Below are 12,443 nucleotides of genomic sequence, written 5' to 3'. Positions count from 1 at the left end.
GGGCTTCTCGCCGGCCGAGGCCGACCGGCTGCGCCGCTCGCTCGCCACCTTCAAGCGCATGGGCACGATCGGCGGCTTCCGCGACCGCTTCGTCGGCGGCATGCTCGAGCGCGGCTATGACGCCGATTTCGCGGCACGCTGCTTCGCCCAGATCGAGGGCTTCGGGAGTTACGGCTTTCCCGAAAGCCATGCCGCCAGTTTCGCGCGGCTGGTCTATGTCTCGGCCTGGCTCAAGCGCCATCATCAGGCGATCTTCACCTGCGCGCTCTTGAACAGCCAGCCGATGGGCTTTTACGCCCCGGCGCAGCTGGTGCGCGACGCCCGCGATCACGGTGTCGAGGTCAGGCCGGTTTCGGTCAATGACTCGCTTTGGGACTGCACGATAGAGCCGCGGGCGGATGGCACCCATGCCCTGCGGCTGGGCTTCCGGCAGGTCAAGGGCATGCGCGAAGAGGATGCGATCTGGGTCGCGGCGGCGCGCGGCAATGGCTATCCCGATGTCGAGAGCGTCTGGCGCCGGGCGGGCCTGCGTCCCGATGCGCTGGACCGGCTGGCCGAGGCCGATGGCTTTGCAAGCCTCGGCCTGTCCCGCCGCGATGCGCTCTGGCAGGCCAAGGCGCTGAAGGCGCCCAAGCCGTTGCCGCTCTTCGGGATGGACGGCGAGGGCGAGCGCGAGCCGATGGTCGACCTGCCCCGGATGACCTTGGGCCAGGAGGTGATCGAGGATTACCTCGCTTTGCGCCTGTCCCTGCGCGCCCATCCGCTGGAGATCCTGCGGCCCAATCTGCCCGAAAGCCTGCCGCATGCCAAATTGGCCGAGGCGCGGGGCAGGGTGGTCATCACCGGCCTCGTCATCACCCGACAGCGCCCCGACACTGCCTCGGGCGTGATCTTCCTCACTCTCGAGGACGAGACCGGCACCGCCAATGTCGTGGTCTGGACAAAGATCTACGAGACCTGTCGCGCCGCCGTGGTTGCAGGCCGCCTGCTGCGCGTCACCGGCCGGATCGACCGCGACGGGCAGGTGACCCATCTGATCGCCGAGCATGTCGAGGATCTCTCGCATCGCCTCTCGGTTCTCGGGCATCCGTTGCGGATCGCAGCCGAGACCGAGCGGGCAGGCGAGACCGTCAGGCCGATCCGCACCGCCAGCCGCGCACGCCATCCCCGCGAGCAGGCCAGAAAGCTTTTCCCGAGCCGGGATTTCCACTGAGGACGGCGGCGGGGCGGCCTGAGATGGTCAAGGAGGTTCTGGGCACCATGATGAGCCTTGCCCAAGAAGGCATGAGCGGCATCACGCATGAGATGGGCTTTGCGCGCCAGGCGGCCGACGTCTTTTCGAACTCCGCGAGGCTTCCGCTGCTATTGGCCGGCGAAAGCCCGCGACAGGCTCATCACAACTATTTCAGCCGCGCGCGCTGTCCATGTCCGCTAGCTTGCGCACACGGCGGCGGAAATCCTCGTCGGTCGAGAATTCGGCAGCAAGATAGGCGTCTACCAGATCGGTCGCGAGCCAGGCTCCGACAATCTGCGCCCCGATGCACATGACGTTGACATCGTCATGCTCGACCGACTGATGCGCAGAATGCACGTCGTGGCAGACGGCGGCGCGAATGCCCTTGACCTTGTTGGCGGCAATCGAGGCACCGACCCCGGTGCCGCAGACCAGAAGCCCCCGCTCGGCGGTTCCCGCGAGAATGGCCGCAGTCACGTTTTTCGCGATATCCGGGAAATCGACCGGATCGGGGTCGTATGAGCCCACATCCGTGACCTCGTGGCCTCGGGACCGGATATGCTCGATGATACTGGCCTTCAGAGGGAAACCGGCGTGATCCGAGCCGATGACGATGCGCATTCTGTGGTTCTCCTATTTTACTGGGCAATCATGCGGGGCAGCCACAGCGTGAAATCCTTGGCGAAGGTCAGGATCATCAATGTGGTCAGCAAGGGGATGTAGAAGGGTAGCAGCGCCCGCAGCAGTTGCCGGACCGAGACCTTGGCGATGTCCGAGACAAGGAACAGGGACAGGCCCATCGGCGGCGTCAGCAGACCAAGCATCAGGTTGAAGATGGTCACAATGCCAAGCTGGACGGGATCGACACCCGCCAGAACGAGCGGCGGCGCGATGATGGGCACCAGCAGCAGCGTGGCTGTTGTCGAATCGAGAAACATTCCCGCGACAAAGAAGATCAGATTGGCAATCACCAACAGCATCACCGGGTCCTTCGAGAGACCGAGCAGGGCTGCGGCAAATGTCTGGGGCACCTGCTCGACCGCGAGGATCCACCCGAATAGGGCGGCAGAGGCCACGATGATCAGGATCGCGCTGGAACTGCGGGCGGTCAGGATCGCGGAAACCCAGAGGTGGCGCATGCTCAACTCGCGATAGACTGTGGCGCTGATGAGGATCACATAGATTGCCGTCATCGCGGCCGCTTCGGTCGGGGTGAAGGCGCCAGCGGTCATGCCCACGACCATTAGCAGGGGCGCGACGATGGCTGGCAGGGCGGGGAAAAACGTTTGCAAAATCTCCCGCAGGCTCGGCCACCGCTCCGCGCGCGGATGCCGATGCCGTGTCGCCACGATCAGGACGGTCAGCATCAGCAGGATCGTGCAAAGGATCGCGGGCATGATCCCGGCCACCAGCAGCTTCACGATCGAGACGCTGGTCACCGAGCCGTAGACGATCAGCGGGATCGAGGGCGGAAAGATCGGTCCCAGCGTCGCCGAGGCTGCCGTGACCGCCCCGGCGAAGGCGGGATTGAAGCCGCGTTTCTTCATCGCGTCGATCTCAATGCGCCCGAGCCCGCCGATATCGGCAAGCGCCGCGCCCGACATGCCGGAAAAGACTAGGCTGCCGAAGACATTCACCTGGGCGAGGCCCCCCGGCACCCGCCCCACCAGCGTATAGGCGAAACGGAAGATCCGGTCGGTGATGCCCGAAAGGTTCATCAGATTGCCGACGAAGATGAACAGCGGCACCGCGACCAGCGGGAAGGAATCGAGCGCATAGGTGATGCGCTGCGCCAGCAGTCCCAGCGGCAGCCCCTCGATCAGGACATAGGCGATCGAGGGAAGAAGGATTGCATAGACCACCGGAAAGCCGAGGGTGAAGAGCCCGAGGAAGGTAATGACGACCAGAAAACCCATGCGTCTCTCCTCAGACCGCGATGTTCTTGTCCGCCTGCGGCGGTTTGCGCAGGTGGATCAGATGGACGAGCACCGCGCCGGAAAAGCCGAACAAGGTCGCGCCCAGAAATATCCAGAAAGGAATGCCCAGAGTGGGCGTCGCATTGCTGAGATTTTTCGAGATGTTCGTCGCCGTGACCCAAGCGAAGAAGCCGGTTATCGCGATTGCGCTAAGGGATATGCAAACATCGATGATGCGCCGCAGCCGGGCGGGCAGCGCCGCCTTGATTTCACCCATGACGATATTCTCGCCTTTATCGACGACAAGGGGATAGGCGCAGAAAACCAGACAGATCAGCAGGAACCGCGTCAGTTCCTCGGCGCCGATGAAGGGCAGGCTGAAGAGGTTGCGCATGATCACCTGCGCCGTCGGGACCAGGACAAGGCCCGCCACCAGCAGGGCGACAACAGCGGTCAGGACGCGTTCAGAGAGACGCATCGAGCAACTCCTTGAAAAATCAGGAAGAGGGGGGCGGGAAAGATAAGATCTCCCCGCCCGCCCCGCATTATTTGATGGCTTCGATTTGCGCGATCAGGGGCTCGAAGTTCGGGAAATCTTGCTTGACCTGCGCGCTCACCTTTTCGCGGAAGGCCGCGACATCCAAACCGTCCGCCTCGGTGGTGACGGTCATGCCCCGGCTTTTGAGCTCATCGACCAGTTTGGCCTCGGATTCGGAGGCAAGCTCAAGCGAGCGCTTGGCTTCGTCGTCCAGAACCTTGGTGATGGTGGCACGTTGCTCCTCGCTCAGACCTTGCCAGACTTCTTCGTTGATGAAGACCGCCAGCACCGCCCGCATATGGCCGGTCATCGCCAGATGCGACTGCACCTCGTTGAGATTGTTGGCGGCGATCATGGTCAGCGGGTTTTCCTGCCCGACCACGACCCCGGTCATCAGCGCGGTCGGCAGTTCGGCGACCTCGACCGGCGTCGGGATGGCGCCAAACCCCTTGACCATCGAGACCCAAAGCTCGAGCGGCACCGCCCGGAACGGCTTGCCGGCGAGATCCGCGGGGCTCTTGACCAGGAAGTTCGAGGAAATATGCCGGTCGCCGCGATAGATCCGGCCGATGATGCGCACGCCCTGGGCGATCAGCTTCTCGTTCACCGCCTGCAGCGCCGGAGAGCTGTTCGGATCGGTCGCCGCCAGCGCATGCGCGCCGTCGCGATAGATGAAGGGGGCGTTGAACACCGCCACTTCGGGCACCAGCCGGGCCAGCGAGGCAAAATCATGGTGCCCCATCGAGATCGAGCCCATGCGCACGCCATCGACCATCTCGGCGACGCCGCCGAGCTGGCTGGCGGGATAGACGGTCACGCTGACCTCGCTCTTGGTCGCCGCGTCGATCCCCTTCGCCGCCTCGGCGGCAAAGATGGTCTGGATGTCGCCCTCGGCGCCGACATGGGCATAGCGCAGTTCTGCGGCCATGCCGGGAACGGCGGCAAAGGACGTCCCCAGGGCGACCGCCGCGACGGCGCCCAGCTTCAGGATATTCAGCATTTTTTCCTCCTCCCTCCAGGTGATTGACCTGCCTCACTCCTCTTTCGGCAGGTCCTTCTTCGTGAATGCAGCGATGTAGCTCTTGCGCCGCAGCTCGTCGCCGATGGCGAAATGCTCGCGCAGCTTCTGCTCGGCGGCGTCCGGCTCGCGCGAGAGCAGGCAGAGATAGATTTCCCGATGCGCCTCGACGAGATAGTCGCGGATGCCGGCGGTCTCTCGCGTCTCCTCGCGGCGCTTGACATGGCTGCGCTTCAGCAGGGTCGCGATGGACTGGTAGATGGTGATCAGCGCGGGGCTGCGGCTGGCCTCGACGATCGCGAGATGAAAGGCGAAATCGGCCGCGCCACCATCCGTCGTGTCGTTCAGCGTGTCCATCAGCCGGGTCAGCAGCCCGCCGATCCGGGAAAGATCCCCATCGGTCGCCCGCACGCAGGCGAGGCGGATGGCCTGGCACTCGATGGCGATCCGCGCCTGCATGATGTCATCCATCATGTCCGGCTGCTGCGCGAGGCAGAAGGTCAGGAAATCGCCCAGAACGGCCATGTCGGCCTTGCGCACGAACGCGCCCTTGCCGTGGCGGATGTCGAGAAAACCCAGATTGGCGAGCGAGCGCAAGGCTTCCCGCAGCACCGGGCGCGACACCCCGAGGGCAAGACAAAGCTCTCTTTCCCCCAGCAGCCGGTCGCCTTCTTTAAGGCTTCCCGAAAGCAGCTGCTCGCGAAAGAAGGTCAGCACCTTCTCGGTCCCTGCCAGGTCGGTCGTTTCGTCCGAGATGAGCGTGTTCACATCTGGTCTCCAGTGGTAAGACCACTAATCACCAGTTGTGCGAAACTGTCAAGCATGGAGATTGGAACCAGGCAGGCATGATAGTGAACGCCCTTGCGATCAAAACCCGCCGACAGGCGATCACCTCTAATCGTCAACCGTCAGATCCCGCGCGGTCCATCGCGAAGGTGAGCCGCACTCCGCGTGGCCGGAATCGGGATAATTCGGTCACCTTGCGCGCGCAGCCAGACCAGGCCCGCACTTCGGACCGACCAGCCGCGTGCAAAACAGAGATTGCGAAATGGCGTGCTGCGCCATCGCTGCGTCGAAGGCCGGTCAGGCGCGGCGAAGCGAAATCTTAACCATCAAGGCCGAGTTGCGGGACAGACCTGCTGTTCGAAGCAGCAATCGCATCTTGTTGAATCGGGTGTTGGGGCGAAGCGGTCCCGCTGCAGTCAATACGGTCCTCCGCGGAGCATTTGATAAGGGTTAGGGCTTTCGGTCCGGAATGATCAAAGCGGACAGGCCCTTTCGGCATGATCAATGAAGGCGCTCACATAGTCGATTCCGGCGTCCTCGATCCGCGTTCCGAGATTGATGCTCTTGTGCAACCCGGCGGGGCCGATATGTAGAGTGGCGATCGCCATGTCCTGACCGTCGTTGCGCACCAGCCAATCCGGCAGGACCGTCACCCCGCGACCGGCGGAGACAAGCTGCAGCATGAGGTCAGTGCTCTCGATCCCGGTGTGTCGCTGCGGACGGCATCCCGCGGGGACGAGAAAGCGCGTGAAGACGTCAAGCCGGTCCGGTGTGACCGGCACGGTAAGGAGCTCTTCGGTCAAAAGATCTTCGGGCTTGGCAATCGACCTGTCCGCCAGCGGATGATCGGCGGGCACCACCAGCAACAGCTCGTAGTCGAAGACCGGCCGGAACTGCAGTTCCGGCAGATGCACCGGGTCCGGCGTGACCAGCATGTCGATCTCATGGGCCTGCAGTGCCGCGACGCCGTCGAAGCGGAAGGCGCTGCGCACCTCCAGATCGACATCCCGCCAGTCGGCGAGATAGGGCCCGGTGACCCGCATCAGCCATTTCTCGCAGGGATGGCACTCCATGCCGATGCGCAAGGCACCGCGACGCCCGCGCGCGAGATCGGCCAGCACGCGCTCGGCATGCTCGAGTTCCGGGATCATGCGCTCGGCCAATGAAAGCAGGTAGGTGCCAGCCTGGGTCAGATACAGGCTGCGTCCCTTCTTGCGCCAGATCTTCACCTGATGGCGCTCCTCGAGCTTCGCGATGGCGTGGCTGACGGCCGATTGGCTGAGGTTCATCCGTTCCGCGGCGGCAGTGACGCTGCCCGCGCGATGCACTTCCCGGATGATGACGAGATGTTGGCGCTCGAGCATTATGCACAACCTTCATGGATGGATGAATTCATACCATTTCTGTGCATGTTGTGGATCGGTTATCTTGGGGTCAATCTCTGTTGTGTCCGGAGCACGTGATGACCATTCTCTTCCCTGCATTGCGCTTTGCTGAGGTCATCGACCGCCACAGCTGCAACTCGATGAAATGGGTGCGCAAGGCTGGCTGCTCGCGCCCGAGCAAGCTGCCGTCGCCCCGTTGCCGATGTGGGTCGGAGAGCCTCGCCCGGCTATCTTGTAGGCGGCGAACGCAGCGTGCAGGATTCGATTGCCGGATCGCCTTAGGAGCGCACGCTCAATTGCAGCGTGCTCACCGATATGCGTCCGCGCGGCGGCACGCCGCCGCTCGAGCAGGCCGAAGCGGCCTATCACCGAATGCTGTCCGGCGAGGCGACCTTCCGGATGGTGCTGATCTTGGGAGATGTTGACAATGCGGATCAATGACGACCTGAGCATGCCGGCCGCGGTTCACGCCGGGCGGCTCGACTGGGTGCCCAGCCCGGCGCACGGCGTGGAGCGCAAGATGCTCTACCGCATCGGTGAAGAAGTAGCGCGGGCGACCTCGCTCGTGCGTTACGCCCGGGGCAGCGCCTTTCCGGCGCATGTGCATTCCGGCGGCGAAGAGATCCTCGTGCTGGAGGGCACCTTCCAGGACGAGCACGGCGACTATCCGGCGGGCTGCTACTTCCGCAACCCGCCCGGCACCTCGCACAGCCCTGCCGCGAAGGACGGCTGCACGATCTTCGTGCGGCTCTGGCAATACCGCGAGGGCGATGCGGCGCAGGTCGTGCGCCAGCCCGGCGAAGGGGCTGCGGCTCCCCTGCGCGCGGGAGCCCGCGCCGCCCGGGTGCTGTTCGACGACGGCGCCGAGCGGGTGCTCCTCGAGGAGTGGTCCGGCGGCGCTGCAATCACCTTGGACAACCTCCGCGGGCTGGAATTGCTGGTCCTGACCGGAACGATCGCGGTCGCCGGAGAGACGTTTGAGGCACAGAGTTGGCTGCGGCTGCCGGCGGGGCAGGGGCTCATCGCGACATGCGGCCCGGAGGGCGCCGTGGTCTGGATCAAGGATGCGCCACTGCAGCACCCGGACGTGCTGCGCATGCCGGATTGAGATAGGAACAGAAAAAATGACGCATTCCACGGTTGCCGTGATCGGCGGCGGTCTCGCAGGGTTGAACGCTGCGAGACTGCTGCATGCCGCCGGTATCGATGTCCAACTCTACGAGGCGCGCGACCGTCTGGGCGGGCGCATCCTCAGCCTCGCCGCGGATGGCACCCCGGGCGAGGACGGTTTTGACCTTGGGCCCTCGTGGTTCTGGCCAAGGATGCAGCCCGCCATCGCGGCGCTTGTGACCGAGCTTGGGCTGGAAATCTTCCCGCAGGCGAGCGACGGCGACGTGGTCTTCGAACGCATGTCGCGCGAACCGGCGCAACGTTACACGGCACCGCCCCAGGAGCCCGCATCGCTGCGCTTCACCGGCGGCGCGGCGGCACTCATCCGCAGGCTCGCGCAGGAACTGCCGGACGAGCGCGTCCACCTCGGGGTGCCGGTATCGGCGATGGCGCGAGAAGGGTGCAAGGTGACCCTGAGCCTGCCCGATCGCACGGCGACCGCGGATCACGTCATCGCGGCGCTGCCGCCACGGCTGCTGCAGGCAAAGGTTCGCTTCAGCCCCGCGCTGCCGCCGGAGACCGAGCGCCTCTGGCGCGAGACGCCCACCTGGATGGCCCCGCACGCGAAGGTCTTTGCGATCTATGACCGGCCGTTCTGGCGCGACACAGGGTATTCGGGAAGCGCGCAGAGCATGGTTGGCCCGATGCCCGAGATCCACGACGCAACCACCGCCAGCGGTGCGGCGGCCCTCTTCGGCTTCCTTGGTGTGGGTGCGGCGGAACGCGCGCGGATCGGCGAGGACGCGTTGATCAAGGCGTGCCTCGAGCAGTTCGGCCGCATCTTCGGGGCAGAAGCGCTGTCGCCCCGCGCGACGCTCTACAAGGACTGGGCCGCGGATCACTTCACCGCGACAGGCACCGATCTTATTTCCTCCGGGCATGCGGCGTTTTCGCCGACCTGGGTGCGCGGTCCGTGGGGCGATGCTTTGACCCTGGCGGGCAGCGAGACCAGCCCGTCCGAGCCCGGCTATCTTGCAGGCGCGGCAGAGGCCTCGAACCGGGCTGTCGAGACGCTGTTGAACAGGCTCGCGAAAGGGGCTGCATGACCCGCCTCGCATCAAGGCACAAGAGAAGACCGCTTCTTGGCCAGGCTGGCAACGTTGGCGGCATTCTCCGACGCGGCCGTTGAAACGTTGCGCAGCATTCCGAGAGAGTCCTAGGACGCAGATCAGCACACGCACCGAACAACCCGGTGCATGACATCACCGATGTGAGCGATTCACCGTTCACCTCTACAAACACCAATTTTTTCCTGCGCATTTGCCTGCTGTCCGTCATCGCGTGATTAGGGGCTGGTACTCTTGGAGATGGCGCAGATCTGCGCCATGCTTGGTTTCAGGGCCGCGGAGTTGCGGCCCTGCCGAGTGCTTGGCTTCAGGCGGCGCAGCGCGCGGGTTGCAGCGCGGCGGTCAGGTCATCGACCCATTGGTTCATGAAGGCCTGATGCCGTTCGCCCGGCTGCTGCAGATCGACGAAAGCGGCCAGTGGATCGGTCACGCTGGTCGATTGTCCGGACAACGCCTCGAGCACCGCCATGCCGCAGAAGGGCACGTAAGCCTCGGAATAGCCGCCCTCATGGACGGCCAGCAGGCGACCGTCGCAGAGATCCTCGGCGACCTGCACCATCATCTCGGTCATCTCGCGATAGGTGCGGGCGGTCAGCATCATCCGGGCGAGCGGATCGAACGCTCCGGCGTCAAAGCCGCAGGCGATGATGACGGCCTCGGGACGGAAGGCGCGCAGGGCGGGCAGCACGATCCGTTCGAGCGCGCGGATATAGGTGGCATGTCCCGAGCCAGCGGGAAGCGGGATGTTGATATTCGTCCCTTCGCCGGCCCCCTTGCCGCGCTCTTCGGCGCCGGAATAGCCGGCCGGGAAGCAGTTTTCCTGATGCAGCGAGATGGTCAGCACATCAGGCCGCTCTTCGTAGATCGCCTGCGTGCCGTTGCCGTGATGCACGTCCCAGTCGATGACGGCGACCTTGTCGATGCCGTGCTTGCGCTTCATCGCCTCGATTGCGAGGGGGATATTCGCCATGAAGCAGAAGCCCATCGCCTGATCGGGCAGGCAGTGGTGCCCCGGCGGACGCGACAGGGCATAGGCCCGGCGTACGTCGCCTGACAGGATGGCATCCAGAGCTCCGGTGGCCAGCCCCGCCGAGAGCGCCGCGATCTCATAGCTTCCCGGCCCGACCGGAGCGTTCGGACCCATTTCGCCGCGCCCTTCGCGGCTGCATTCGCGAAAGCGTTGCAGGTAATCGGCGGGGTGGATGCGTCGCAAATCCTCTTCGCTCAGGGCGGGCGCGGTGCGCGTCTTGAGATGCGCTTCCAGCCCTGAGACGGCGATCAGGTTGCGCAAACGGCGCTTGCTCTCGGGGGATTCGGCAAGGCTGGCCCCCTCGGGAACCTGAACCCAGCCCCCGGCGGGCATGATTAGGGCATGCGGACCAGCATGGTGCCAAAAGGTCAGCTCGTCGGTGTAAAAGGCGGTGGTCACGGGCATTATGATTTCCTGTTGAGTTCTTGTTGTTCCGGGAGGACATGCGTCTTCCTTCGACCGGCGGCGTTTGGGCCACGGTCGGCACGGCACCGTCTTCGCGGCGCAAGCTCAGCGGGACGGATAATCCGGCATCCGGCTCGGCATTTCGTCTTTTTGTCAGGAGCCGAAAGCGGTCCTGCCAAGCCCAGTTTTCCGGGACATGCCCCGTTGCGATATAGTGCAGATGCACTATCCGCCTTGATGCAGTTTTCGAGAAAGACCCAGACGGTCGCTGACGCCAAGTTTCGCGTAGATGGCGGCGACCTGATTGCGAACCGTATTGGGTGATGTTCCCAGTTCACCCGCGACCTCGCGGGCCGAGGCTCCGCGCAGCAGCGCCGCAGCAACTCTGCGTTCCTGGGGGCTCAGGAGATCCCATCCCCCGCGTGCACTCAGCAGGAGAAGTTTCAGCCCCTTGCCGTATTCCTCGGCGTGCAGGGACAGTTGCTGTCCCTGCCAAGTCCCGCCGCGCGCCACGAGCCGCTCGATGACGCGATCCTCCCTTACGATCCGAACCCCTTCGAGTGCGAGCCGGGACTCGAAGCCGCAGGTCGAGCGCACCAACTGGCGATTCTCGTCAATGATGGCGGCGTCGCCGTTGGATCCGGCAAGGCTGCGCAACTTGGCCTGCAACGACAGCGAAAGGCTCTGCTCGAGATGTTGCAGAATCAGGCGAAAATCCTCGACCTCCTCGCGGGTAAAGGCGGGCTGGCCGCAGCGGCGATAGACCGACATGAAGAAATTATAGGGCGACGCCTGCTCAAGCTGGCAGTGGCCGTTCAGGATTGCGCCGATATCGTATTTCCGGGCGAAGGCGCGATAGCTCTCGGGCAGGCTGTCGCTTTGGGAATCCACGGTCAGCGAGAAGACCGGAAGCCGGCGCCCGTATCGGATGAAGGGGTCGAGCGGCGCGACCAGCCGGACCGAGGTTTCGTAATTCGCCGGCAGCCGATGCAGCGCGGATTGCGCGAAGATGATCCGTCCCTCGGTGAAAGAGCACCAGCCCCACCATGCCATGTCGAACTGGATCAACGAGCCGAGCAGTTCGACCATGCGTGCCTGATGTGCGGCGGGCTCGCCATCTGAAGCGGACGCCATCAAGGCAAGGACGAATTCGGAGAAAGATTTCTTGTTCATCACCTCGGGCTGTACCTTTCAGACGCCCAGATAGCTACAAGTGTCGGAAGGATGAAGAGCAATGGACGCTCCGCCCGCAGCGTTGTGGGCGAACGCCTCAAAGGGCTCGGTGAATCGGCAAGCTTCGAAATGGCCCTTCTGTAGCCCGCCACGCCATCCGCCTCTGCGGATATGTTGTGACGATCATCCATTGTCGCCGGCCGGCCCTTTGTGGATGAGCCTCGCAGATGCCGCACGGCGGCTTCACCGAACCGGTCATTCATGCAAGCCGCAGCATTTTGAACGATCCGATGTCTGCGGAGCGGACCTTCCGGTCATTCGCTGCAACTGCAAACTCCACGCCGTTGCTGACTGGCGGATTGATAAGCAGGGTGTTTTACCTTTGTCAGATCGGTGATCTATGCCGTGTTCACGGAATACGCGCCCGAAGATGTGCTCGAAGGCGCTGGTATCGACGCTTCGATTTGCGAATTGCACGCCATTGACGGTCAACACAGTGTGGATCCGATACGGCACGGCTGCGATCATATCGCGCAGAAACTGGGCCGAAGGAGAGCGTCCGATCTTCTGTGTATGACTGATCCGGTCCATGCTTCCCCGAAAGGAAGCATGCATGACGATCTCCAAGGAAATCCTCGACGAACTGCTGAAGGGTGTTGAGCGCCCTGAGGATCTGCTCGGCGACACCGGGCTGATGAAAGAGCTGAAGATCAAGCTCATG

At 63.9% G+C, this 12,443-nt stretch carries 12 protein-coding genes and 1 pseudogene; 4 read left to right on the top strand and 9 right to left on the bottom strand.

Annotated elements, in window-relative coordinates:
- The coding region (locus ESZ60_RS19775) for a helix-hairpin-helix domain-containing protein (RefSeq protein WP_245155797.1) at nt 1–1,213 on the top strand (1,213 nt) is incomplete at its 5' end.
- A 192-nt stretch (nt 1,214–1,405) separates the two neighbouring features.
- Here ESZ60_RS19775 and rpiB read toward each other — a convergent pair.
- The 6 genes from rpiB to ESZ60_RS19740 all read right to left on the bottom strand — a co-directional run bounded on the left by rpiB (nt 1,406) and on the right by ESZ60_RS19740 (nt 6,856).
- The gene (gene rpiB / locus ESZ60_RS19765) at nt 1,406–1,855 is read right to left on the bottom strand and encodes a ribose 5-phosphate isomerase B (protein WP_134682389.1); all 450 of its coding nucleotides are present in this window, start codon (nt 1,853–1,855) and stop codon (nt 1,406–1,408) included.
- A 17-nt stretch (nt 1,856–1,872) separates the two neighbouring features.
- Nucleotides 1,873–3,150: a TRAP transporter large permease gene (locus ESZ60_RS19760; protein ID WP_134682388.1), complete on the bottom strand. Its 1,278-nt coding sequence runs from the start codon at nt 3,148–3,150 to the stop codon at nt 1,873–1,875.
- Between the two features lie 10 nt (nt 3,151–3,160).
- On the bottom strand, nt 3,161–3,628 hold the full coding sequence (locus ESZ60_RS19755) for a TRAP transporter small permease (RefSeq protein ID WP_134682387.1): 468 nt from the start codon (nt 3,626–3,628) through the stop codon (nt 3,161–3,163).
- A 67-nt stretch (nt 3,629–3,695) separates the two neighbouring features.
- Nucleotides 3,696–4,688 carry a TRAP transporter substrate-binding protein gene (locus ESZ60_RS19750; RefSeq protein WP_134682386.1) on the bottom strand — a complete coding sequence of 331 codons (993 nt, stop codon included), beginning with the start codon at nt 4,686–4,688 and terminating at the stop codon, nt 3,696–3,698.
- Between the two features lie 33 nt (nt 4,689–4,721).
- On the bottom strand, nt 4,722–5,474 hold the full coding sequence (locus tag ESZ60_RS19745) for a FadR/GntR family transcriptional regulator (RefSeq protein ID WP_134682385.1): 753 nt from the start codon (nt 5,472–5,474) through the stop codon (nt 4,722–4,724).
- 491 nt (nt 5,475–5,965) lie between these two features.
- A complete protein-coding gene (locus ESZ60_RS19740; protein ID WP_134682384.1) occupies nt 5,966–6,856 on the bottom strand; it encodes a LysR substrate-binding domain-containing protein in 891 nt (296 codons plus the stop codon).
- 324 nt (nt 6,857–7,180) lie between these two features.
- On the opposite strand from ESZ60_RS19740, the gene ESZ60_RS20960 reads away from it, so the two are divergent.
- The 3 genes from ESZ60_RS20960 to ESZ60_RS19730 are packed head-to-tail and all read left to right on the top strand — an operon-like array spanning nt 7,181 to nt 9,093.
- Complete coding sequence (locus tag ESZ60_RS20960) at nt 7,181–7,318, top strand: hypothetical protein (RefSeq protein ID WP_167620245.1); 138 nt, start codon at nt 7,181–7,183, stop codon at nt 7,316–7,318.
- The gene (locus ESZ60_RS19735; protein ID WP_134682383.1) at nt 7,305–7,985 is read left to right on the top strand and encodes a cupin domain-containing protein; all 681 of its coding nucleotides are present in this window, start codon (nt 7,305–7,307) and stop codon (nt 7,983–7,985) included. The genes ESZ60_RS20960 and ESZ60_RS19735 overlap by 14 nt, the downstream gene beginning before the upstream one ends.
- Before the next feature lie 16 nt (nt 7,986–8,001).
- Nucleotides 8,002–9,093 carry a flavin monoamine oxidase family protein gene (locus tag ESZ60_RS19730; protein WP_134682382.1) on the top strand — a complete coding sequence of 364 codons (1,092 nt, stop codon included), beginning with the start codon at nt 8,002–8,004 and terminating at the stop codon, nt 9,091–9,093.
- 328 nt (nt 9,094–9,421) lie between these two features.
- Here the strand turns inward: ESZ60_RS19730 and ESZ60_RS19725 are convergent, their stop codons facing one another.
- The 3 genes and pseudogenes from ESZ60_RS19725 to ESZ60_RS21575 all read right to left on the bottom strand — a co-directional run.
- On the bottom strand, nt 9,422–10,543 hold the full coding sequence (locus ESZ60_RS19725) for a class II histone deacetylase (RefSeq protein ID WP_209021375.1): 1,122 nt from the start codon (nt 10,541–10,543) through the stop codon (nt 9,422–9,424).
- A 231-nt stretch (nt 10,544–10,774) separates the two neighbouring features.
- Nucleotides 10,775–11,722: a helix-turn-helix transcriptional regulator gene (locus ESZ60_RS19720; protein ID WP_134682380.1), complete on the bottom strand. Its 948-nt coding sequence runs from the start codon at nt 11,720–11,722 to the stop codon at nt 10,775–10,777.
- A 368-nt stretch (nt 11,723–12,090) separates the two neighbouring features.
- Nucleotides 12,091–12,274, bottom strand: a pseudogene (locus ESZ60_RS21575) (IS481 family transposase); the annotation flags it as partial.
- Nucleotides 12,275–12,443 lie beyond the last annotated feature (169 nt).

Origin of the sequence: Paracoccus ravus (assembly GCF_004522175.1) — a bacterium.
Classification (GTDB): Bacteria; Pseudomonadota; Alphaproteobacteria; order Rhodobacterales; family Rhodobacteraceae; genus Paracoccus; species Paracoccus ravus.
This window is presented reverse-complemented; position numbering and strand designations above follow the sequence as displayed.